The sequence below is a fragment of the Mycobacterium lacus genome (assembly GCF_010731535.1).
In the GTDB taxonomy this organism is placed as follows: Bacteria; Actinomycetota; Actinomycetes; order Mycobacteriales; family Mycobacteriaceae; genus Mycobacterium; species Mycobacterium lacus.
The window spans coordinates 4,362,597-4,387,324 of record NZ_AP022581.1; the positions used below are offsets into that span (position 1 = coordinate 4,362,597).

Here is a 24,728-nt window from a genome sequence, read left to right on the forward strand (position 1 = left end):
GGATCGAGGCTAAGTGGCGGTGAGCCGCGCGATCGCTCGCAGTGGAATTGGCAGCCATCCGGGCCGGTGCCGGGACTCGTAGCCCGCCTCGTACACCGCCTTGTCCAGTTCGTAGGCGCCCAGCAGCGGCGCCGAATCGCGTGGGTCGATTCCCGACGCCGCCGCGTAACCGTCGCAGAACGCGGTGCGGTTGCGCTGGACCCATTCCCGGGCACGCGCGGCAAGCTGCTTGTCCCCGGCTTGATCCACCAGCGGCCCGTAGGCGGCGTACTCGAAGGAACGCAGCACGCCGGCGACGTCGCGCAGTGGCGAATCCGGTGCCCGCCGCTCGTCCAGGGGTTGGCCCGGCTCACCTTCGAAGTCGATCAGCAGCCAGCTCTCGGGGGTGCGCAGCACCTGCCCCAGGTGCAGATCGCCGTGGATCCGCTGAACGGTGATCGTTTCTTCGGCAAGTTTCTGGTAACGCTCTGCGATCGTTGCCGCGTACTGCCGCAGTTCGGGTACCGCCGCCACGGCCGACGACAGGCGCGCCAGCACCTTGTTCACCGGGAAGGCCGCCCGCGCGGTTCCGAGGTTGCCGGCCAGTGTGCGGTGAACCGATGCAACGGCTTCGCCGAGCCGGTAGGACTCGCCGGCGAAGTCACCGCCGACTTCGTGGGCATACAGGTCGCCCTCGGCGAACAGGTCACGAACGCTGGCGGTGGCCATCGCCCAGCCTTCGGCCGCGGTGGCCGCATACGCGGTCGCCATGCCCAGCGGGCACACCGCGGCCTGATCCGCGCCCTGCCAAGCCATCTCATAGGTGCCGAGCAGCCGCGCCACGTGCGGGTTACCGGCGCGGCCCAACACCCGGTTGAGCTCGATGTCGGGATTGACACCCGGACTGACCCGGCGAAACACCTTGAAGATGGCCCCGCGATCGAAGATCACGCTGGTGTTGCTTTGCTCGGCATCGGACACGCGGGGATGCGCCCCAAGCGGCAGCTCGACATCCGGCTCCTTGACGAACGCCACCTCGACGCCCGGCACGCCGCGCACGGCCGACGATTCGATCAGCGACAGCAGGAATTGAGGTGCCTCGACACCGTAGAGCGCGTCGAAACCGGTGCGGTCGTCGGCGGCGCCGATGGTGGCGAGCGTGCTGTACTCGGAGACCGGCGCGCTATCCCACTCGACGATCACCTGATAGCGCTCCGCGGAACCGTCGCTGTAGGTGACGTCGACTAGCACCAGATCCAGACCGTCTCGCAGCGGCACCACCATCCCGGCCTCGGCGGCGGACAGCTCGCGGGTGCGCCCGGCGTACCAACGTTGCTGCGGAAGCCACTCCGACCAGGGCAGCTTGGCTGCCAGCATGGCTGAGAGGGTCATCGCTCCTCCTCGGATGCGGACAACTGGAACCAGTAGAACCCGTGTCCCGGAAGTGTCAGCAGATAGGGCAGGTGCCCAATACGCGGGAATTCCACCTGCCCGGTCAGCTCGACGGGCGTGTGGTTGTTCCACTGCTGCAGGTTCAGCTCGATAGGCTGCGGGAACCGTGACAAGTTGTTCACGCACAGCACCACATCGCGATCGCCAGAGCCATGCTCAGCGGCCTCACGCACGAACGCCAGCACCGACGGGTTGGACCCACCCAACTCCTCAAATGTGCCTACGGCGAACGCGTGGTGGCGGCGTCGCACCGCAAGCATGGTGCGCGTCCAGTTGAGCAGGGACGTCGAGGTGTCGCGTTGTGCCTCGACATTGACCGCCTGGTAGCCGTAGACGGGATCCTGGCTCGGCGGCAGGTAGAGCCGGCCGGGGTTGGCGGTGGAGAATCCGGCGTTGCGGTCCGGCGTCCACTGCATCGGCGTCCGCACGCCGTCGCGGTCGCCGAGCCAGATGACGTCGCCCATGCCGATCTCGTCGCCGTAGTACAGCACCGGCGAGCCGGGCAGGGAGAGCAGCAGCGCGGTGAACAGCTGCATCTGGTTGCGGTCGTTTTCCAGCAGCGGCGCCAGCCGGCGGCGGATCCCGACGTTGGCCTTCATCCGCGGATCCTTGGCGTACTCGGAGTACATGTAGTCACGTTCCTCGTCGGTGACCATTTCCAGCGTCAACTCGTCGTGGTTGCGCAGGAAGATGCCCCATTGCGCCATGTCGGGGATCGGGGGGGTCTGCGCCAGGATCTCCGAGATCGGAAACCGCGACTCCCGCCGGACCGCCATGAAGATGCGGGGCATCAGCGGGAAGTGAAAGGCCATGTGGCACTCGTCGCCGCCGGTGCTGGCATCGCCGAAGTATTCGACCACGTCGGCCGGCCACTGATTGGCCTCGGCCAGCAGCACTCGCCCCGGGAATTCGTCGTCCACCACCTTGCGGACCCGCTTGAGGAAGGCGTGCGTCTCGGGCAGGTTCTCGCAGTTGGTGCCCTCACGCTCGAAGAGGTAGGGCACCGCGTCCAAGCGAAACCCGTCGATGCCCAGGCCGAGCCAGAAGCGCAGGACGTCGATCATCGCCTCCTGCACGGCCGGGTTGTCATAGTTCAGGTCCGGCTGGTGCGAAAAGAACCGGTGCCAATAGAACTGGCGGCGGACCGGATCAAACGTCCAGTTGGACTCTTCGGTGTCGACAAAGATGACGCGGGCGTCGGCGTAGCGCTCGCTGGTGTCGCTCCAGACGTAGTAGTCGCCGTACGGGCCGTCGGGGTCGCGGCGGGACTCCTGGAACCAGGGGTGTGCCTCAGAGGTGTGATTCATCACCAGGTCGGTGATCACCCGGATGCCCCGCCGGTGTGCGGCGTCGACCAGCGCGACGAAGTCGTCGACGGTGCCGAACTCGGGCAAAACCTTGTAGAAGTCCCGGATGTCATACCCACCGTCGCGCAGCGGTGAATCGTAGAACGGGGGCAGCCAGATGCAGTCGATGCCGAGCCACTGCAGATAGTCCAGGCGGTCGATAAGGCCCCGCAGGTCACCGCAACCGTCGGCGCTGGCGTCGAAGAACGCCCGCACCAGCACCTCGTAGAAAACGGCGTGCTTGAACCAGGTCGGGTCGGGGGGCAGCGCGGCGGCGTTGCCGAAGTCGTTGGCGGTGGGATGCTCGACCACACCTTGTTCGACGTGACTGCCCTCCGCGCGATCGCGCGCGGGATCATGCCCGAAGGCCCCGACGTCACGGCTTGCGTCGCTCATCGATTCCACGATGCCACGCGTGCCCGAGGCCGCACGCCGGCGATCGCGCAGGCAATCATGGCTGGCGCCAAACACATTGGCGGCCAGCGGGCGCTATCCGCGGGGCGGTCAGGCCGGGGGTCCCTCCGCCAGCGTCACGTTCTCGGTGCGCGAGCCGCCCGACTTCGACTGCCAGGTCACCGCGATGGTGTCCCCGGGATGATGCGTGATCAGCACATCCGACATCGCGGTGGCCGAGTTGATCGGCACACCGTCGACCGCGGTGATCACGTCACCGGTGGAGATTCCGACCGACGCGGCGGGAGCGCTACCCACCACGCGTTGCACCCGTGCGCCGTTGCCGTTGTTGTCGACCACGCCCAAGCCGAGGAAGGCGGTGGGCCCGATGTGCACGGTGGGCGACCCGCCGCCGGACCGGATCTGCCCGGCGATCCCCATCGCGTGACCGATCGGGATCGCAAAGCCCGTCCCCCCCTGCGACATCTGGAAGTTGTCGGACGCGGCCGTGTTCATGCCGACCACCTGTCCCGCGTTGTTGACGATCGGCCCGCCCGAGTCACCGGGCGCGATGGCCGCGTCGACCTGGATCAACCCGCTCAGGGTCTCTTCGGCGCCGGTCAGGGAGTCCGACGCCTGAACCGTCTGGCCGAGCGCGACCACGCGGCCGGGCACCGCACGGGGCGTGCCACCCGCCCCACCGGTGTTGCCCAGCGCCACGATCGGCTCGCCGATCGAGACCCCACCGCCGATCGCGGCGGTGGGCAGGCCGCCGGCGCCACGCAGCTGCAGCACCGCGACATCCTGGGTGCGGTCGTAACCGACCACGTCGACACCGTAAGTTCGGCCGTCGCCGACGCTGAACGCGCTGATGTCGGTAGCGCCCGAGATCACGTGGTTGTTGGTCAGCACGACGCCGTTGGGGTCGATGACGATGCCGGTTCCGGCTCCGACCGCGTTGTTGTAGCCCAGCCGGGTGTTGATGTTGACCACCTGCGGGCCCACCTGCGCGACCATCGCCGACGGGTCGAGCGGCAACGCCGGGAAGTCCTTGATCGGGGCCGCCTGCGCGCCCAGCGGCGGCGTAGTCAGGCCCAAGCCGAGCACCGTCGCCATGGCAACCAACCATGACCATCCGCGTGCGCGGTGGCGCAATTTGCTCATCCCGTAACCTCCTGCGTCGGGGTAAGAATCGGAATAGTCCCAGCCCTTGGGGTCCGGGCGGCGTAACTTTACCTATCCACCGTAGTCCAGATCGGGATCGGAGTCCCTTTATAAGCCAGGTCAGGCCCCCGATTCCGGCGCAGCCGGCGCAATGGGATGCCTGAGATGGTGGCTGAGGTCGCCGACCATGTCGATGAGGGTGAGGTGAGGTCCCGGTATGAGAAGCGTCACTGGTCGTCGACACATTCGAAGCGGTCATGGTAGCGGCCGGTGACAATCGGCTGCACCGGAAACTCCTCGGTTTGCTGTAACACGGTGTAGTAAGTGCGGCACCGCGCGGTGCCAGTGCCCCGGTCGACCTCGACGATCGGACCAGCGCCTGGTTCGCGGCGTCCCATCCGGATAGAGCACAATCAACCACTTCCGGATGCCGAGCAGCCGGGCCGCGTCAACGGTTTCGTCCGCACCGATCCGGACGCGTGCGTGCTCGAAGAGCGCAGCCGCCCCAGCCAGGTCGCCGCTGTCGATGCATTCGGCATAGCGCTCCAGGAGATTGGTAATGCGCCTCTCCGCCGACATGACATAAAGGTAGCCGCGGCTCGGCGTCTCAAGCCTTGGCAACTGCGCGGTCCGCCGGGCGCGCAGCTCGGGTGCCGCCCGTTCCGAGATGCGGGCCTGCCGGTGAAGGACGGGGCGATGCAGACCTCAGCCGGGCTGGCCGGGATCGCCGGGTGCGCCGGGTTGACCGGGCCCGCCCGAACTACCGTCCTGTCCGCTCGAGCCCACAGGATTACCCGCTCCGCCCGGGCCGCCCGCGCCGGCGAAACCACCGAGACCCGCGGCGCCGCCGCCGCCAGGGTTACCGCCATGTCCGGAGCTGCCCGAGCGACCCAGGAGTCCACTCGCGCCGCCCGCACCGCCGTTACCGCCGTCGCCGCCGGGTCCGCCGTCGCCGCCGACGCCGCCGGTGCCGCCGTCGCCGCCGGTGCCGCCTTGACCAAAGATCACGATTTTCTTTCCATCAGGGCCCGTGATCACGACCTGACCGGCACCGCCAATGCCGCCGTCGCCGCCGGTGCCGCCCTGCGCACCGGCACCGCCGCTGCCACCAACACCGCCAGCACCGCCGGTGCCGCCGTCGCCGACCAGTAGCCCGCCGCGGCCACCGGCGCCCCCGGTGCCTCCGTTGCCGCCCGCGCCGCCGGGCGCTCCGGGGCCACCATCACCGCCGTCACCACCGGTGCCCCCGGGGATGTTGAAGGCGCCGGCACCACCGGTGCCGCCGGTCTGCCCGAACTCGGTGCCGCTGTCACCGGTACCGCCGATGCCGTCCGGGTTAGCGGCTCCCGGGGACCCGGTGGCCGCCGGGCTGGTGATGGGGTTGACGCCGGGCACACCGGTCGCGCCATCCGCGCCGAGCCCGCCGGCCCCGCCGTTCCCGAATAGCCACGCGTTCCCGCCGGCACCGCCGTTGCCTCCGTTGCCGCCGGGGACGGTGGCGGCCCCGCCGGCGCCGCCGGCGCCGCCGTTGCCGTACAGCCACCCGCCGGTCCCGCCGGCCCCCCCGGCGGCACCCGCCCCGCCTGCACCACCGGCCCCGCCATGGCCGATCAACCCCGCGGCCCCGCCGTTACCGCCGGCCACCCCGGCGTTCGTCCCTGGCGCGCCGTTGCCGCCGTTGCCGAACAACAACCCCCCAGCCCCGCCGGACTGCCCCGGCGCCGTGCCATTAGCACCGTCGCCGATCAACGGACGGCCCAACAACGCCTGGGTGGGCGCATTCACCAGATTCAGCAGACTCTGCTGCACGTTGGCGGCCTCGGCGGCCGCATACGAGCCCGCACCCGCGTTCAACGCCTGCACAAACTGGGCATGAAACGCCGCCGCCTGCGCACTAAGCGCCTGATACGCCTGGGCGTGCGCCGCAAAAAACGCCGCGATCCCCACGGACACCTCATCGGCACCCGCCGCCAACACCCCCGCCGTCGGGACCGCCGCCGCCGCATTGGCCGAACTGATCGCCGACCCAATACTCGCCAAATCCGACGCCGCCGCCGACACCAACTCCGGCGCCGCAATCACAAACGACATGGGACACCTCCCACCACTTCAGCGCGACTCGGCTAGCGCCCGTCAGAACGCAGGAGTATTCAACAGATGTACAGCGTATCGCCTGGTCCGGCCTGACAACTCCGATTGCCACCAATCCTTTTAAGACCGACCAGAACACTCGCCGCACCAGCAGGCTCAATAGCCCCAGATGTGGGCGCCGACGTTTGCCACGCCCGAGTCGTGCGCTGCCGCCGCGGGGTTCAGTGGACTCTCGTGTTGAACCAGCCCGACAAGGTGTTGCCGAGGTTCAACATGCCCGACTCCACCGCGCCAACGTTGAGGTAGCCCGAAAGATTGGCTCCGGAGTTGAAGGAGCCCGATGCGCTGCCAGCGCCGGAGTTGAAGAAGCCAGACGACGGGCTCAGGGTGGAGTTTCCGAAGCCCGGGGTCGCCGGGATGCCCAACAGCGGGATGCCGATCAGCCCCTGGTAATCGCCACTCGACAAGAAGCCGTTGGTGTAGCTGCCGGAGATGAAAGCGCCGGTGTTTATATTGCCGGCGTTTGCCAAGCCTGTGTTGTAGTTGCCCGGGTTGAGGCCGCCGGTGTTGACGTCGCCGGAGTTGAGCAGGCCGGTGTTGACGTCGCCCGAGTTGAACAAGCCCGTGTTGGTGCTGCCGGTGTTGCCGATGCCCCAGTTTCCATTGCCCGAGTTGAATAAGCCGATGTTTCCGCTGCCCGAGTTGAAAAAGCCGATGTTTCCGCTGCCCGAGTTGAAGAGGCCAATGTTGTGGCTGCCCGAGTTGAGGGAGCCTATCCCGACCTGGCCGCTGCCGGTACGGCCGATCCCGATGTTGTTGCTGCCCGTATTCGCGAAGCCGATATTGTTGATCCCGGAGTTTGCGAAGCCTCGGTTGTAGCTGCCCAGATTTCCCAGACCGAGGTTGTTAATTCCAGTGTTCGCTAACCCGAAGTTGTAGCTGCCCAAGTTTCCAAAGCCAATATCGAAGGTTCCGGTATTTCCGCCGCCGATGTTGTTGCTCCCAATGTTGGCGCCACCAAAGTTGTAGTCCCCGAGATTTGCGATGCCCACGTTGTTGTTGCCGATGTTGGCGTTGCCCACGTTCAAGGCGCCGTGGTTTGCGAAGCCCAGGTTAAATGTCGGCGGACCGCCGAAGATGCCCGTCAGATTGGCGCCGACGTTCGCGATGCCCGAGTCGAAAGCCGGTGTCGCGAGGTCCAACGTACTCGTGTTGAAGAGGCCGGAGATGGTGTTGCCAACGTTCGACACACCGGACTGCAGCGCGCCGAAGTTCAGGTAGCCAGAGTTTCCTAAGCCGCCGGCGTTCCAGAAGCCCGAATTGCCGGCGCCAACGTTTCCGAAACCCGACAAACTACCGGCACCAAAGTTTCCGAAGCCCGATGCGTGGCCGCCACCGGAATTGAAGAATCCCGACGACGCGCCGGTGGTCGCGTTTCCGAAGCCCGGGGTCCCGCCGATACCTATGGTGATGGTGAAGGGACCGAAGCTACCGTTGCCGCCCATATTAATATCTTGCCCGATAAGGATGTCCACGGGTGTTATGGGTTGAATAACGGCTTCATCGAACACAAAGGGACCGATACTATTGTTCACGGGGAATGCAAAAAGAACCTGAACATCTAAGGGGATTTCGGGGATGGTGAAACTGTTCAGCATGCTAACGCCGATGGTGCCGGTGATAGGCACATGTATTGGGATATTGACACTGTAGTGTGCGGGGATTGCGGGAATAGTCATGGTGTAGGAGAAGCCAACCAGGCCCCGGTTGTCGCCCCTCCAGAAGAAGCCGTTGTCCATGTTGCCCGAGATGAAGGCGCCGGTGTCGAAATTGCCCGTGTTCGCCACACCGGTGTTGTAGTTGCCGGCGTTGAAGAAGCCGGTGTTATAGCTGCCTTGGTTCAGGCCGCCCGTATTGGTGCTACCGGTGTTGAAGCTGCCGGTGTTGGTGTTGCCCGTGTTGAAGTTGCCGGTGTTATAGTTCCCGGGGTTGCCAATGCCGGTGTTGACGTTGCCAGAGTTGAACAAGCCTGTGTTGTTATTGCCGGTGTTGCCGATGCCGAAGTTTCCGGTGCCCGAGTTGAACAAGCCGAAGTTCCCGGTGCCCGAGTTGAACAAGCCGACGTTTCCGCTGCCCGAGTTCAGCGAGCCGAACCCGATCTGGCCGCTGCCGGTGAGCCCGACGCCGACGTTGTTGCTGCCGGTGTTGGCAAAGCCGAGGTTGTTGAACCCGGTGTTGGCGACGCCGACGTTGTAGCTGCCCGCATTCCCGAAGCCGAAGTTGTCGTCGCCCAGGTTGCCCGCGCCGATGTTGTAGCTGCCCAGGTTCCCCACGCCGATATCGAAAACCCCGGTGTTTGCGCTGCCCAGGTTGCCGCCGCCGTGGTTGGCCAAGCCCAAGTTGAACCCCGCGGTGCCCGCGCCGGGCAGGTTGGCGCCGATGTTTGCCACGCCCGCGCCGAAGGCCGGCGTCACGAGGTCCGGCGGGCCGGCGTTGTAGAAGCCCGAGATCGCGGTGCCGATGTTGGCCACACCCGAGGACAGCGCACCGATGTTTTCAAACCCGGAGCTGCCGAATCCCCCGAAGGCGACGTTCAACAGGCCCGAGTTGTTGGCGCCGATGTTGCCGAAGCCCGACGCGCTGCCAGCGCCGGTGTTGAAAAAGCCCGACGACGGGCCGGCGGTCGAGTTCCCAAAGCCCGGCGTCGCGGGAATATCGATGATCGGGACCCGGATGGGGCCGAAACCGGCGGTGGCGGCAATATCGATCGCAGTAGTCGGCCCGCCCACGGCGATCGCGATTGTGGGAAGGCTAAGCGTGATGGCCGGGAAGGCGGCGGGTCCGATGCTGCCGGTACCGGCGACGCTTATGACGTCAATTTCGTCGAGGGTGAAGGGGTTTATTACGAGGTTGGTGACGCTACCGGTGATTGGTATGTTGATCGGGATATTCACGTCGACGTGCGCGGGGATTTCCGGGATGGTGATCGCGTAGGAGAGGCCCAGCAGGCCCCGGTTGTCGCCCCGCCAGAAGAAGCCGTTGTCCATGTTGCCCGAGATGAAGGCGCCGGTGTCGAAATTGCCGGTGTTTGCCACACCGGTGTTGTAATTGCCGGCGTTGAAATAACCGGTGTTGTAGCTACCCCGGTTGAAGCCGCCGGTATTGGTGCTGCCCGTGTTGAAACTGCCGGTGTTATAACTGCCCGGGTTGGCGATGCCGGTGTTGACGTCGCCGGCATTGAACAAGCCCGTGTTGGCGATGCCGGCGTTACCGATGCCGAAGTTTCCGGTGCCCGAGTTGAACACACCGAAGTTTCCGCTGCCCGCGTTGAACAAACCGACATTGCCGCTGCCCGAGTTGAACACGCCGATGTTGTGGCTGCCCGAGTTCAGCGAGCCGAACCCGACCTGGCCGCTGCCGGTCAGCCCGACGCCGATGTTGTGGTCGCCGGTGTTGGCAAAGCCGAGGTTGCTGAACCCGGTGTTGGCGACGCCGACGTTGTAGCTGCCCGCATTCCCGAAGCCAAAGTTGTCGTCGCCCAGGTTGCCCGCGCCGACGTTGTAACTGCCCAAGTTCCCCACGCCGATATCGAAAACCCCGGTGTTTGCGCCGCCCACGCTGCCGCCGCCGACGTTGGCCAAGCCCGTTGAACCCCGCGGTTCCCGCACCGGGCAAGTTGGCGCCGATGTTCGCCACGCCCGCGCCGAAGGCCGCCGTCACGAGGTCCGGCGGGCCCGCGTTGTAGAAACCCGAGACCGCGGTGCCGATGTTGGCCACACCCGAGGACAGCGCACCGATGTTTTCAAACCCGGAGCTACCGAACCCCCCGGCGTTCCACAGGCCCGAGTTGTTGGCGCCGATGTTGCCGAAGCCCGACGCGCTGCCAGCACCGGTGTTGAAAAAACCCGACGACGGGCCGGCCGTCGAGTTCCCAAAGCCCGGCCTCGCGGGAATATCGATGATCGGGACCCTGACCGGGCCAACGCTGGCGCTGACCGCAATATCGATCGCGGTCGTCGGCCCGCCCACGGCGATCGCGATTGTGGGAAGGTTGACCGTGATGGGCGAGCCGCTGATGAGACCGATAGTGCCCAGGGGAAAGATGTTGACGGGAAAAATGAACACATTGTGGCCGCCAGGCGTGCCGGAATTGTTGAGCGTTAATTGTCTGCCGTCGACATGGATTGGTATATTTATGGGGATATCTATGCCGAAGTTCAGGCCGATTTCGGGGATGGTCAACGCGACGTCAAGACCAAACAGGCCCTGGTTACTACCAGTCCAGAAGAAGCCGTTGTCCATGTTGCCCGAGATGAAGGCGCCGGTGTCGAAATTGCCGGTGTTTGCCACACCGGTGTTGTAATTGCCGGCGTTGAAATAACCGGTGTTGTAGCTACCCCGGTTGAAGCCGCCGGTATTGGTGCTGCCCGTGTTGAAACTGCCGGTGTTATAACTGCCCGGGTTGGCGATGCCGGTGTTGACGTCGCCGGCATTGAACAAGCCCGTGTTGGCGACGCCGGCATTACCGATGCCGAAGTTTCCGCTGCCCGAGTTGAACACACCGAAGTTCCCGCTGCCCGCGTTGAACAAACCGACATTGCCGCTGCCCGAGTTGAACAAGCCGATGTTGTGGCTGCCCGAGTTCAGCGAGCCGAACCCGACCTGGCCGCTGCCGGTCAGCCCGACGCCGACGTTGTTGTCGCCGGTGTTGGCAAAGCCGAGGTTGTTGAACCCGGTGTTGGCGACGCCGACGTTGTAGCTGCCCGCATTCCCGAAGCCAAGATCGTAGTCGCCCGCGTTGCCGAAGCCGATGTTGTCGTCGCCCAGGTTCCCCAGACCGATGTTGTAGCTGCCCAAGTTTCCCAAGCCGATATCGAAAACCCCAGCGTTGCCGCCGCCGACGTTACCGCTGCCCTGGTTGGCGAAGCCCAAATTGAACGGTGCGTCGGCCAAGCCGTGGGGCAGCAAGACGGCGACGTTGTTGCGGACGCTTACCATGCCCGATTCCAGCGCGCCGAGGTTTGCAAAGCCCGAGCTTCCTAAGCTTCCCGAGCCGGACTTGAAGAAGCCCGAAACGTTGGTGCCGACGTTGCCGAAGCCCGAGACGGGACCGGGGCCGGTATTGAAGAAGCCCGACGACGGGCTGGTAGTTGAGTTCCCGAAGCCCGGCGTCGCGGGAATGTCGATGATCGGGATCCTGATCTGACCACCGTCGGCGCTTATATCGATCGCAGTGTTTGGTCCCCCTATGACGCCGGTTATCACAGGGCCGACAATCGTAATGTCGAAGACGAAGACCGGGCCGACGGATAAAAGCGGAACCCCAATAATGTGGGCATTGAATGCGGGAATTATGAAGGGCTCAAGGATGATGTTTCCGATACTGGCCGTGATCGGTATATCAATGGGTATATTGACGTCCAGGCTCGTGGGGACCGGAATAGTGAGTTCGAGGTCGAGGCCGCCGATCAAGCCCTGGTAGTCGCCCGTCGACATAAAGCCGTTACTGTAACTGCCCGAGATGAAAGCGCCGGTGTCAACATTACCGGTGTTGAAATACCCGGTGTTGTAGTCACCTTTGTTGAGGCTGCCGGTATTGAAGCTGCCCGTGTTGAAGCTGCCGGTGTTGTAGCTGCCGGGGTTGGCGATGCCGGTGTTGACGTTGCCGGCGTTGAACAAGCCCGCGTTGGCAATGCCGGCGTTGCCGATGCCGAAGTTTCCGGTACCCGAGTTGAACACACCGAAGTTCCCGCTGCCCGCGTTGAACAAACCGACATTTCCGCTGCCCGAGTTGAACAAGCCGATATTGTGGCTGCCCGAGTTCAGCGAGCCGAACCCGACCTGGCCGCTGCCGGTCAGCCCGACGCCGACGTTGTTGTTGCCGGTGTTCGCAAAGCCGAGATTGTTGAGCCCGGTGTTGGCGACGCCGACGTTGTAGCTGCCCGCGTTCGCAAAGCCAAGGTCGTAGCTGCCCGCGTTGCCGAAGCCGATGTTGTCGTCGCCCAAGTTCCCCAGGCCGATGTTGTAGCTGCCCAGGTTTCCCAAGCCGATATTGAAAACCCCGGCGTTGCCGCTGCCGACGTTGCCGCTGCCGATGTTGGCGGCTCCGAAGTTTGCGCTGCCGAAGTTTGCGTTGCCCACGTTGTAGCCGCCGACGTTTGCGAACCCCACGTTGGGGCCGCCGTGGTTGGCCAGGCCCAAATTGAACAGTGTGGTGCCCGCGCTGTCGCGCAGCACGCCAGTGACGTTGGCGCCGATGTTTGCCACGCCCGAGTCAAAGGCCGGCGTCACGAGGTCCGGCGGACCGGCGTTGTAGAAGCCCGAGATCGCGGTGCCGATGTTGGCCACACCCGAGGACAGCGCACCGATGTTTTCAAACCCGGAGCTGCCGAATCCCCCGAAGGCGACGTTCAACAGGCCCGAGTTGTTGGCGCCGATGTTGCCGAAGCCCGACGCGCTGCCAGCGCCGGTGTTGAAAAAGCCCGACGACGGGCCGGCGGTCGAGTTCCCAAAGCCCGGCCTCGCGGGAATATCGATGATCGGGACCCGGATGGGGCCGAAACCGGCGGTGGCGGCAATATCGATCGCAGTAGTCGGCCCACCCACGGTGACTACCGGCGTGGGACCGGTTACCCGGTTGGCTGGGATATCAATGGAAGCGAGGTCGCCGATGAATGCAAAGTCCAGACGCGTTCCGCTGAACAGGGTGTCGGTGAAAGTGGCGGTGATTGGTATGTTGATCGGGATATTCACGTCGGCGTGCGCGGGGATTTCCGGGATGGTGATCGCGTAGGAGAGGCCCAGCAGGCCCCGGTTGTCGCCCCGCCAGAAGAAGCCGTTGTCCATGTTGCCCGAGATGAAGGCGCCGGTGTCGAAATTGCCGGTGTTTGCCACACCGGTGTTGTAATTGCCGGCGTTGAAATAACCGGTGTTGTAGCTACCCCGGTTGAAGCCGCCCGTATTGGTGCTGCCCGTGTTGAAACTGCCGGTGTTATAACTGCCCGGGTTGGCGATGCCGGTGTTGACGTCGCCGGCATTGAACAAGCCCGTGTTGGCGATGCCGGCGTTACCGATGCCGAAGTTTCCGGTGCCCGAGTTGAACACACCGAAGTTCCCGCTGCCCGCGTTGAACAAACCGACATTGCCGCTGCCCGAGTTGAACACGCCGATGTTGTGGCTGCCCGAGTTCAGCGAGCCGAACCCGACCTGACCGCTGCCGGTCAGCCCGACGCCGACGTTGTGGTCGCCGGTGTTGGCAAAGCCGAGGTTGCTGAACCCGGTGTTGGCGACGCCGACGTTGTAGCTGCCCGCATTCCCGAAGCCAAAGTTGTCGTCGCCCAGGTTGCCCGCGCCGACGTTGTAACTGCCCAAGTTCCCCACGCCGATATCGAAAACCCCGGTGTTTGCGCCGCCCACGCTGCCGCCGCCGACGTTGGCCAAGCCCAAGTTGAACCCCGCGGTTCCCGCACCGGGCAAGTTGGCGCCGATGTTCGCCACGCCCGCGCCGAAGGCCGCCGTCACGAGGTCCGGCGGGCCCGCGTTGTAGAAACCCGAGACCGCGGTGCCGATGTTGGCCACACCCGAGGACAGCGCACCGATGTTTTCAAACCCGGAGCTACCGAACCCCCCGGCGTTCCACAGGCCCGAGTTGTTGGCGCCGATGTTGCCGAAGCCCGACGCGCTGCCAGCGCCGGTGTTGAAAAAACCCGACGACGGGCCGGCCGTCGAATTCCCAAAGCCCGGCCTCGCGGGAATATCGATGATCGGGACCCTGACCGGGCCAACGCTGGCGCTGACCGCAATATCGATCGCGGTCGTCGGCCCGCCCACGGCGATTGTCACCGTGGGAGTCGTGATCGAGAATGGCTGGATGGCGAGCGACAATGGCTGGATATCAGGGCTGGCAAATGGAAATTCAATCACGCTGCCCGGAAGGACCATTCCTTCATTTACCGGTATGACAGAATGTGAGTCTATGCGCATGCCGGGAATATCGATCGCGTAGGAGAGGCCCAGCAGGCCCTGGTTGTCGCCCCGCCAGAAGAAGCCGTTGTCCATGTTGCCCGAGATGAAGGCGCCGGTGTCGAAATTGCCGGTGTTTGCCACACCGGTGTTGTAATTGCCGGCGTTGAAATAACCGGTGTTGTAGCTACCCCGGTTGAAGCCGCCCGTATTGGTGCTGCCCGTGTTGAAACTGCCGGTGTTGTAACTGCCCGGGTTGGCGATGCCGGTGTTGACGTCGCCGGCATTGAACAAGCCCGTGTTGGCGACGCCGGCGTTACCGATGCCGAAGTTTCCGCTGCCCGAGTTGAACACACCGAAGTTCCCGCTGCCCGCGTTGAACAAACCGACATTGCCGCTGCCCGAGTTGAACAAGCCGATGTTGTGGCTGCCCGAGTTCAGCGAGCCGAACCCGACCTGACCGCTGCCGGTCAGCCCGACGCCGACGTTGTGGTCGCCGGTGTTGGCAAAGCCGAGGTTGCTGAACCCGGTGTTGGCGACACCGACGTTGTAGCTGCCCGCATTCCCGAAGCCAAAGTTGTCGTCGCCCAGGTTGCCCGCGCCGACGTTGTAACTGCCCAAGTTCCCCACACCGACGTTGACGACCCCGGCGTTCCCGCTGCCCAGGTTGCCGCCGCCGACATTTGCATAGCCCAGGCTAGAGGTCGCGTCGCTCAGGGAGCTTGTGACCGCAGCTTGGGCGGTCGCGGCTGCGGCCGCTGCGGAGGCGTCTGGCCTCGCGAGGTTCGCCAGCGGCTGGGTGAAAGGTGTCAACGCCGAGACGGCCGCCGACGCCCCCGCGTGATAGCCAGCCATCGCGGTAACATCCTGGGCCCACATCTGCTCATAGGCAGCCTCGGTGGCTGCGATCGCCGCGGCGTTCTGCCCGAAGAGATTTGAGATCACCAGCGACACAAGCCGGGCGCGATTGGCCGCGACGATCCCGGGATACACCGTCGCTGCCTGCGCCGCCTCAAACGCAGCCGCCACCACCCGGGCCTGGGCGGCCACCCGCTCGGCTTCGGCCGCGGCCGTGTTCAACCACCCCAGATAGGGTGCGATCGCAGCAGTCATCGCCATCGACGCAGGGCCCTGCCAGGACCCGCCCCCCAGCCCGGTGGTCACCGACCCGAACGAGGCCGCCGCCAATGCCAATTCGGTTGCCAGCCCATCCCAGGCCACCGCAGCCACCAACATCGGCCTCGACCCGGCACCCAGATATAGCCGCGCCGAATTGACCTCGGGTGGCAACACGGCGAAGTTCATGACACCGTCCTCACGGGATTGGACCGCAGTGAGGCATCACTTCGGTCTCATATCCCACGGTCAGCCGTCGGCGCCCCTGGCACCGTCGGCGCCGGCGGCACCGGTGGCACCGGTGGCGGCGGCGCCGGAGCCGTCGCCACTGAGGCCACCAGCGCCGCCGGCACCGCCGAGCGCGCCGTCGCCACCATTGCCGCCGTGGCCGACGCCGCTCAAGCCATTGCCGCCGACGCCGGCGTTCCCGCCGGCGGCACCAGCCCCGCCGACCCCGCCCGACCCACCGACCCCGCCGGCCCCGAAGTGGCCTATCAGTCCGCGCCCGCCCCCATTGCCGCCGGCGCCGCCGGCACCACCGGGCGCACCGTCGCCGCCGTCGCCGCCGTCGCCGCCCCGAGCCTGGAATAGGCCGGGCCCGTCGAGACCGCCGGCACCGCCGGTCGCGCCAGGCGCCCCGGCACCACCGACGCCGCCGACTCCGCCGGCGCCGCCGGCACCGCCGTCGCCGAAGAACAGCCCGCCATGCCCGCCGTTACCGCCGGCGCCGCCCGTGCCGGCGGTGCCGGTGGCGCTAACGCCGTCACCGCCACGGCCGCCGACGCCGCCGTTGTTAAAGGGGCCGTCGTGTGCGACACCGCCGTTGCCGCCGGGGCCGCCGGGCGCACCGAGGCCGCCGTTCCCGCCTTTGCCGCCGTCGCCGGCGATGAGGGGGCCGGAGGTATTGAAGCCGTTGAAGTTGGCGTCACCGCCGCGGCCGCCGGCGCCGCCGGGCGCACCGGCGCCACCGTTGCCGCCGTCACCGCCGCGGCCGCCGGTCACGGTGACCCCGTCGCCGCCGAAGCCGTAGCCGCCGTCGCCGCCGTCGCCGCCGGGCGCGCCGGGGCCGCCGTTGCCGCCGTTGCCGCCGTTGCCGCCGTTGAAGAGTGTGTTAATGGAGGTGTCAATGCTCATGGGTTGGTCGTTGGAGCCCAAGCCGTTGCCGCCGTTGCCGCCGGCCTGCCCAACCGCATTGCCGTCAGCGCCGTTACCGGCGTTGGCCAGGAGGGGAAAACCGGAATGGAAGCCCGGGGTACCGTTGGCCGCTTTGCCGATCGGGGTGGCGGCGGTGGGGTTGACCGCGTTGGCGCCGGGGGCGCCGATCCCGCCGGCCCCGCCGGCCCCGCCGTTGCCGAACCACCCGGCATTGCCGCCGTCGCCGCCGTTGCCCGCGGGCATCGCCGGCGCGCTGAGCGTGGCCGCCGCACCGTCGCCGCCGGCCCCGCCGTTGCCGCCGTAACCCCACAACAACCCGGCCGCCCCGCCGGCGCCGCCGTTGCCGCCGACCCCACCGGCCCCGCCGTTGCCGCCGTTGCCGAAGAACAGCCCGCCGGCCCCGCCGGCGCCGCCGGCCTGGCCAGGTGCGCCGGATCCGCCGTTGCCGCCGTTGCCCCACAAGATCCCGCCGGCCCCGCCCGCCTGCCCGGTGCCCGCCAACCCGTTGGCGCCGTTGCCGATCAGCGGACGCCCTAGCAGCCCCTGGGTGGGCGCGTTGACCGCGGCCAGCATGTTCTGCCCGGCGCCGGAGATCAAGGAGCCGCCGTCGGCGCCAGTGGCGCCGGTGGCGCCGGTGGCACCAGGAATACCGCCCTGGCCGCCGGCACCGCCCGCACCGCCGAGCGCACCCTGCCCGCCGGTGCCGCCGCCGCCGCTCGAACCGTTGTTGCCGCTGCCCCCGATACCGCCGACCCCAGGAGCGCCGCCGGCCCCGCCATGACCGCCGGCGCCTCCGGCCCCGCCGACCCCGCCGGCACCGGATTGGCCGATCAGCCCGTGCGCGCCGCCATTGCCGCCCACACCTCCGGCGCCACCGGGCGCGCCGTTGCCGCCGTCGCCGCCGTCCCCGCCCTGGCCGCCGAAGTTGGCGCCGGCGCCGGGAGCGCCGTTGCCGCCCGTCCCACCAGCGCCGCCTGGGGCGCCGGCGCCACCGACACCACCGGCGCCGCCGGCGCCGCCGTCGCCGCCGTCGCCGAAGAACAACCCGCCACGGCCACCGTTGCCACCGGCGCCGCCAGTGCCGGCGATGCCGGTGGCGCTGACGCCGTCGCCGCCACGGCCACCGGCGCCACCGGCGCCGCCGGCGTCATTACCGAGACCCCCGTTGCCGCCGGGGCCACCGGGCGCACCGATGCCGCCGTCGCCGCCGTCGCCGCCGGAGCCGCCGAACAGCTGGCCGGAGCTGCCCTCGGCGTTGAAGTTGGCGTCGCCGCCACGACCCCCGGCGCCGCCGGGCGCACCGGCGCCTCCGTCGCCGCCACGACCACCCTGCCCGCCGGCCACGTTGTTACCGTTTCCGTTCAAGCCATAGCCGCCGTCGCCGCCGTCGCCGCCGGGCGCACCGGGTCCGCCGTTACCGCCGATGCCGCCATTGCCGCCGTTGCCGTGGTAGGAGGAAACACCGGTTGGGCTACTTGGGTCGGCGACTCTTTGGGTGTTGGAGCCGGCGCCGTTGCCGCCGTTGCCGCCGGCCTGCCCGACGGCACTGCCGGAGACGCCGTTACCGCCGTCTGGGTTGTTGTCACCGTGGACCGGATCGAGCATGCCCGGAGTGCCGTTGCCCGCTTTGACGGCCGGGGCGGCCGGGGCGGGGTTGACAGCGTCGGTGCCGTGGGCGCCGACCCCGCCCGCCCCGCCGGCCCCCCCGTTGCCGAACCAGCCCGCGTTGCCGCCGTCGCCGCCCCTGCCCGGGGCCACCGCGGGCATGCTTGGCGTGGCTGCCACACCGGACCCACCGACCCCGCCGTTGCCACCGAACCCCCACACGATCCCCCCGGCCCCGCCGGCGCCACCGTTCGCGCCGAGCCCACCGTCTCCCCCGTTGCCGCCGTTGCCGAAGAACCCGGCCGCCCCGCCGGCACCGCCGGCCTGGCCAGGTGCACCGGACCCGCCGTTGCCGCCATTACCCCACAAGATCCCGCCGGCCCCGCCGGCCTGCCCCGTCCCCGGCGCGCCGTCGGCGCCATTGCCGATCAGCGGGCGCCCGGCCAGCGACTGGGTGGACGCGTTGACAGCGTTCAGCAAACCCTGCTGCACGGCCTGCAGCGGCGAAGCGTTGACGAGTTCCGCATTGACATAAGAGCCCACCGCCGCGTTCAGGTACCGCACCAACTGGTTGTGAAACGTCGCCGCAAAGTCAGCGACCCGCTGGTAGTCGGCGGCGAACACGGAAAACAGGTCCGCGATTTGCGTCGACACCTCGTCTTGAGCCGCGGCCAGCACCGCCGTGGTCGGGACCGCCGCGGCGACATTGGCCGCCCCGAGCGTCGACCCAATACTTGATAAATCCATTGCCGCCGCCGCCACGATATCTGGCGCCACGATCACCAGCGACATGGGCCACCTCCTAATACGGTGACCCACACGGGTCACACCGCACCCGGCAAATGCGGATAGTAATACCGCGCAGCAATTGACAACCGGTGTTTTCTGCAACCGAATACGCTTTGGCAATCGCCGGTTCGTGATACGTCACCGCGGAGCACCACGCCACTGCGGTGCTGGGTTACCCGCTTAGCCGCGGCCCGGCGCCTCTAGGCTGGCCCGGTGGCGGAATTCGACCCGAAGGTCAGATTCGCGCGGTCACCGGTGGCGCGACTGGCCACCGTCACGCCCGACGGAGCCCCGCATCTGGTGCCGGTGGTTTTTGCTGTCGGTGACGACGCCGTCTACACCGCTGTCGATGCGAAGCCTAAGACGACGCGACGGCTGCGCCGCCTGACCAACATCGAGAACAATCCACAGGTCAGCCTGCTGGTCGATCACTACGCCGACGACTGGACCCAGCTGTGGTGGGTCCGGGCCGACGGCGTTGCCACGGTTCATCGCGACGACGAGGCGATGCGGACCGGATATCGGCTGCTACGCGCCAAATACCCCCAGTATCAATCGGTTCCGTTGAACGGTCCGGTGATCGCGGTCATGGTGCGCCGCTGGGCTAACTGGCACGCTTAGCGGGCGCCTTCGCCGGAACAGCGGATCTGGGCGGTGTTGCCTGTTCCAAGAACCTCAGCAATGCGACCGGGAACGGCAGTACCGGCGTCGAGTTCTTCTCTGCGGCAACCTCGACCACCGTTTCTAGCAGCCGCAGCTGCAACGCGGCCGGGTCCTGCGCCATAACCTTGGCCGCTTGGGCCAGCTTCCGCGAGGCTTGCAGCTCGCCGTCGGCGGTGATCACCCGAGCTCGTCGCTCACGCTCAGCCTCGGCCTGACGCGACATCGACCTCTTCATCGAATCGGGCAGCACCACGTCTTTGATTTCGACTCGGTCGATGTGAATTCCCCAGCCCAGCGTCGGGCTGTCGATCATCAACTCCAGGCCCTGGTTGAGGCCCTCACGATTGCACAACAAGTCGTCGAGGTTGCTCTTGCCGATGATCGATCGGAGCGAAGTTTGTGCCACCTGCCCGATTGCTGACATGTAGTCCTGCACGTTCCACTGCCGCCCGGCACGGATCCGACACCTTGAAATAGATGACCGCATCCACGCGACCGTGACGTTGTCGCGGGTGATGCCGTCCTGCGCGGGCACGGGCATCGTGATGATCTGCATGTTCACCTTTTTCAGGCGATCGGCTACCGGAATCAACCAGGTGAGCGCCGGTCCGCACAACGGCGGGTTCGCCGGCGGTGGCCTTGTGTTGGGCGGCGGTTCGGGGAAAAGTTGCTTACGTCGTCCTGTGGGCGAGAACGCACCGCGCGAAGCAACCCGGTAGAACTGGAGGAAATTCATGGCGGACAGAGCTAATCCTTCGCAGGGCGCGGGAGTCGCTCCCACCGCGGACGGTCCGGACGCCGTTCGCAACGTGGTGCTGGTGGGGCCGTCCGGCGGGGGCAAGACCACTCTGGTCGAGGCCCTGCTGGTTGCGGCTGGGGTGCTGTCCAGACCGGGCTCGATCGCCGATGGCACCACGGTGTGCGACTTCGACGAGGCGGAGATCCGGCAACAGCGCTCGGTGGGTGTGGCCGTGGCGTCCCTGTCCCATGACGGCATCAAGGTCAATCTCATCGACACACCCGGGTACGCCGACTTCGTGGGCGAGCTGCGGGCCGGGCTGCGAGCCGCGGATTGCGCGCTGTTCGTGATCGCGGCAAACGAAAGCGTCGACGAGCCAACCAAGTCCCTGTGGCAGGAATGCGCCCAGGTCGGCATGCCCCGCGCCGTGGTGATCACCAAGCTCGACCACGCCCGGGCGAATTACCCAGAGGCGCTGGCAGCCGCACAAAACGCGTTCGGCGACAAGGTTTTACCGCTCTACCTGCCGACCGGTGACGGCCTCATCGGATTGTTGTCGCAGACGCATTACACGTACGCCGACGGCGGGCGGACCACGAGCCCGCCGGATCCCTCGGACGCCGACCGGATCGAGGAAGCGCGCGGCACACTGATCGAGGGAATCATCGAGGAGTCCGAGGACGAGTCCCTGATGGAGCGCTATCTGGGCGGCGAGGCGATCGACGAGTCGGTGCTGACCCAGGATCTGGAGAAGGCCGTTGCGCGGGCTTCGTTCTTCCCGGTGATCCCGGTGTGCAGCGGCACCGGCGTCGGCACCCTGGAATTGCTAGAGGTCGCCACCCGCGGATTCCCGTCTCCGATGGAACATCCACTGCCGGAGGTCTTTACGCCGCAAGGGGCGGCACACGCCAAGGTGGCCTGTGCCGTCGACGCTCCATTGCTGGCCGAGGTGGTGAAGACGACATCGGACCCATACGTCGGCAGGGTCAGCCTGGTCCGGGTGTTTTCCGGGTCCATCAGGCCCGACACGACGGTTCACGTGTCGGGCCATTTTGCGTCGTTCTTCGGCGGGTCGAACGGGCATGGCACCACCCACCCCGACCATGACGAGGACGAACGCATCGGGGTCCTGTCGTTCCCGCTCGGCAAGCAGCAGCGTCCCGCGGCGCAGGTGGTGGCGGGCGACATCTGCGCAATCGGCAAGCTGAGCCGGGCCGAAACCGGCGACACGCTCTCGGACAAGTCCGAGCCGCTGGTGCTGAAACCCTGGACCATGCCCGAGCCGCTGCTGCCGGTCGCGATCCAGGCGCATGCCAAGACCGACGAGGACAAGCTGTCGGTCGGTTTGGGGCGGTTGGCCGCCGAAGACCCGACGCTGCGGATCGAGCAGAACCAGGAGACGCATCAGATCGTGCTGTGGTGCATGGGCGAGGCCCATGCCGGCGTCGTCCTCGACGCCCTGGCCAACCGGTACGGCGTCACCGTGGACACGATCGAGCTTCGGGTGCCGCTGCGAGAAACCCTCGCCGGCAAGGCGAAAGGCCATGGCCGCCACATCAAACAGTCGGGCGGACACGGCCAGTACGGGGTGTGCGACATCGAGGTGGAGCCGCTGCCGGAGGGCTCCGGGTTCGAGTTCGTCGACAAGGTGGTGGGCGGGGCGGTGCCGCGGAACTTCATCCCCAGTGTGGAGAAGGGAGTCCGCGCGCAGATGGAAAAGGGGGTGCACGCCGGTTACCCGGTGGTCGACATCCGGGTCACGCTGTTCGACGGCAAGGCCCACAGCGTCGACTCCTCGGATTTCGCGTTCCAGATGGCCGGCGCTCTGGCGTTGCGGGAGGCGGCGGCCGCGACGAAGGTCGTCTTGCTCGAGCCGATCGACGAGATCACGGTGCTGGTACCCGACGATTTCGTCGGCGCGGTGATGGGCGACCTGTCCGGGCGTCGCGGTCGGGTGCTGGGCACCGAGGCAGCGGGCCACGAGCGCACGGTGGTCAAAGCCGAAGTGCCCCAAGTGGAGCTGACCCGGTATGCCATCGACTTGCGCTCACTGGCGCACGGGGCCGCGTCGTTTACCCGTTCGTTTGTCCGCTATGAACCCATGCCGGAGTCCGCGGCGGCCCGGGTGAAGACCTCGGCCTGACGAGGCCTGACCCTTTGCAAACACCGCCCGAGGCTCATGTCGACGTTCAACGGACTGCCCACCCACATACTGCTCAACCATTTCGTCCTTGCGCTGGGCCCATTGGCGGCGATCCTGGCCGTCATCTGTGCGCTATGGCCCGCGGCGCGAAGAAGACTGATCTGGCTGGTCCTGATGCTGGCCGTGGTCACCCTCGTCTTGACGCCGCCGACCGCGAACACGGGCGTGTGGTTGCAGGGCAAGCTGGAACCGTCGCCCGCTATCGTGCACCATCGGCAGCTCGGCGAAACGCTGATCTACATGGTGGCCGCGCTCGTGGCGACGGTCGCCGTGCTGGCCGCCGTCCACCTCCGCACGGCGCGTGGACGTTCGGTGACATTCGCGGTGCACGCCGTGGTCGCGGTGCTGGTGATCGCCGCCGCGGTGGCCACGCTGGCGCAGACCTATCGCGTCGGCGAATCGGGTGCACGCGCCGCCTGGGGACCCGTCACGTCGGCTCAAGCTTTACGCGTGCCGGCCGAACCGTGCTGCCACGGCGCGGCGGTCGAGTGAACCCTTCGCGGTATGCGGCAGTTCACTCGCCACCTGGAAGCTGGCGGGAATCTCGAAGGCCGCCAATCGTTCCCGGCAGAACTCGGTAAGCTCCTCCGGGGTCGGCGGGGTGGTCTCACGGGGCACGATCGCCGCCGCGACGGTCTCTCCGTAGATCGGGTGCGGGACACCGAACACGGCCACCTCGATCACGTTGGGATGGCTGGCCAGCACGCCCTCGACGCGCTCCGGCGAGATCTTCTCACCGCCGCGGTTGATGAGTTCCTTGATCCGGCCGCGGAGGCTCAGGTCGCCCGCCTCCGACAGCGACCCCAGATCACCGGTGCGCAGCCAACCGTCGGTGAAGTTCGCGGCGGTGATCTTCGGGTCACCCAAATAGCCGCGCACCACGGTCGGGCCGCGCAGCCAGACCTCCCCAACCGCGCCGGCCGGCAGGGGCATTCCGTCGGAGCCGACGATCCGCATTTCCGGTCCGGTCGACCGGCCGACGAGACCGGTTGTCTCAGCGGGATTTTCGTCTTGATTGATGCCCGTGGTTGCGACCTGGTGAGTGGCCTCGGTCATTCCGAATGCACACACCACGGGTGCGAAGAATTCGGCTTGCAGCGCCCGCGCCGCTTCCGGAGTGAGCGGTGCGCTGCAGCTGCGGATGAAACGCAGCTTCGCCCGCTTGCCGCCCGGATCGAGCTTGGCGCGCTCCAACAGGATCTGGTGAATCGTCGGCACCGCGGTGTACCAGGTCGCCCCGACGGCGTCGATGTCCTCCCAGAACGTGTGCGCCGAGAAGCGTCCCCGAGCGGGCAGCAGCACCGTCCCGCCGGACGCCAGGGTCGACAACAGCGCGGCGATCAGCCCGTGGCCGTGGTACAGCGGCATCACCGCGACGGTCGCGTCCCGCGGGCCCAGACGGTAGCCGGCGACGAGGGCCCTCACCGCGCCGGCGATGTTGGCGTGGGTCCAGGGAACCATTTTGGGCAGCCCGGTCGTCCCGCCGGTGAACATGATCATGGCGTCGTCGGGCCGCAGCCCCTGGGGCGTCGACGTGACGGCGTTCGGCTCGCTGCCCGCGTCCAGGCGCACCGACGGGGCGCCGTGTCGGCTGACACTCACCGCGACCGGCCACCACCGGACCGTCGGCTCGGCGCCGTCTCCGGCGTTCTCGCTGTCGACGAGCACGACCCTTGCTCCCGCGGCCTCGCTGCGGGCCCGTTGCTCGCCGACGGGCAGCGCCGGATCCAGCGGGACCACGATCAGGTCGGCGCGTGACGCCGCCAACAACGCGACGACGAACTCGATGTTGCTGCCCGCGCGCAGCGCCACCCGGTCACCCGGCAGCAGGCCCGCCCGCGTCAGCTGCCCGGCCAGGTCGGCGACCAGGTGTACCAAGTCACGATAGGCGACCTCGATGCGCTCGGCGGTGACAACGAGCGCCGCGGCCTCCGGCAGGCGCGTCGCCGCCGACTCGACCAGATCCGCGACGCGCGGGTCGGCTACGACCGGGCCGGTGGTGATGGGGTCGGACGTCGTCACGGTGCGCTCCTTCCGGGTGTTTCCGGTGCGACGCCCGCACCGTGAGGCA

The 24,728-nt window shown here is 67.2% G+C and carries 11 protein-coding genes and 3 pseudogenes; 3 read left to right on the forward strand and 11 right to left on the reverse strand.

The annotated features are described in order from the left end of the window. Positions 1–9: 9 nt before the first annotated feature. The 9 genes and pseudogenes from G6N24_RS20115 to G6N24_RS20145 form a co-directional block, all read right to left on the reverse strand. Entirely contained in the window at positions 10–1,371 is a 1,362-nt protein-coding gene (locus G6N24_RS20115) for a maltokinase N-terminal cap-like domain-containing protein (RefSeq protein ID WP_085158355.1), read from the reverse strand. Then, complete coding sequence (gene treS / locus G6N24_RS20120; RefSeq protein WP_085158393.1) at positions 1,368–3,173, reverse strand: maltose alpha-D-glucosyltransferase; 1,806 nt, start codon at positions 3,171–3,173, stop codon at positions 1,368–1,370. The genes G6N24_RS20115 and treS overlap by 4 nt, the downstream gene beginning before the upstream one ends. 108 nt (positions 3,174–3,281) lie before the next feature. Beyond that, positions 3,282–4,334: a S1C family serine protease gene (locus G6N24_RS20125; RefSeq protein ID WP_085158357.1), complete on the reverse strand. Its 1,053-nt coding sequence runs from the start codon at positions 4,332–4,334 to the stop codon at positions 3,282–3,284. Positions 4,335–4,561: 227 nt separating this feature from the next. After that, complete coding sequence (locus G6N24_RS24970; RefSeq protein ID WP_232070612.1) at positions 4,562–4,732, reverse strand: nuclear transport factor 2 family protein; 171 nt, start codon at positions 4,730–4,732, stop codon at positions 4,562–4,564. Between the two features lie 310 nt (positions 4,733–5,042). Further along, positions 5,043–6,425 (reverse strand): annotated as a pseudogene (locus tag G6N24_RS20135) (PE family protein); the annotation flags it as partial. 314 nt (positions 6,426–6,739) lie between these two features. Continuing rightward, positions 6,740–7,936: pseudogene (locus G6N24_RS26125) on the reverse strand (beta strand repeat-containing protein); the annotation flags it as partial. A 345-nt stretch (positions 7,937–8,281) separates the two neighbouring features. After that, a pseudogene (locus G6N24_RS26130) lies at positions 8,282–9,670 on the reverse strand (beta strand repeat-containing protein); the annotation flags it as partial. 22 nt (positions 9,671–9,692) lie between these two features. Beyond that, positions 9,693–15,692 carry a PPE family protein gene (locus G6N24_RS24985; protein ID WP_407938672.1) on the reverse strand — a complete coding sequence of 2,000 codons (6,000 nt, stop codon included), beginning with the start codon at positions 15,690–15,692 and terminating at the stop codon, positions 9,693–9,695. Positions 15,693–15,752: 60 nt separating this feature from the next. After that, entirely contained in the window at positions 15,753–19,055 is a 3,303-nt protein-coding gene (locus tag G6N24_RS20145; protein ID WP_163745576.1) for a PE family protein, read from the reverse strand. 210 nt (positions 19,056–19,265) lie between these two features. Between G6N24_RS20145 and G6N24_RS20150 the strand changes: the two genes are divergently transcribed. Further along, positions 19,266–19,673, forward strand: coding sequence for a TIGR03668 family PPOX class F420-dependent oxidoreductase (locus G6N24_RS20150; protein WP_085163169.1), 408 nt, complete (start codon positions 19,266–19,268; stop codon positions 19,671–19,673). Here the strand turns inward: G6N24_RS20150 and G6N24_RS20155 are convergent. After that, the gene (locus G6N24_RS20155; RefSeq protein ID WP_085163170.1) at positions 19,657–20,451 is read right to left on the reverse strand and encodes an SPFH domain-containing protein; all 795 of its coding nucleotides are present in this window, start codon (positions 20,449–20,451) and stop codon (positions 19,657–19,659) included. The two genes, G6N24_RS20150 and G6N24_RS20155, sit on opposite strands and share 17 nt — an antisense overlap. On the opposite strand from G6N24_RS20155, the gene G6N24_RS20160 reads away from it, so the two are divergent. Together G6N24_RS20160 and G6N24_RS20165 are read left to right on the forward strand one after the other, a co-directional pair. After that, positions 20,450–22,597 (forward strand): elongation factor G-like protein EF-G2, encoded by a 2,148-nt coding sequence (locus G6N24_RS20160; RefSeq protein ID WP_085163171.1) that lies wholly within the window; start codon positions 20,450–20,452, stop codon positions 22,595–22,597. The genes G6N24_RS20155 and G6N24_RS20160 overlap by 2 nt on opposite strands. A 36-nt stretch (positions 22,598–22,633) precedes the next feature. Further along, positions 22,634–23,149: a DUF2231 domain-containing protein gene (locus tag G6N24_RS20165; protein WP_085163172.1), complete on the forward strand. Its 516-nt coding sequence runs from the start codon at positions 22,634–22,636 to the stop codon at positions 23,147–23,149. Here G6N24_RS20165 and G6N24_RS20170 read toward each other — a convergent pair. Then, a complete protein-coding gene (locus tag G6N24_RS20170; RefSeq protein WP_139822650.1) occupies positions 23,102–24,661 on the reverse strand; it encodes a FadD7 family fatty acid--CoA ligase in 1,560 nt (519 codons plus the stop codon). The two genes, G6N24_RS20165 and G6N24_RS20170, sit on opposite strands and share 48 nt — an antisense overlap. Positions 24,662–24,728: the final 67 nt, after the last annotated feature.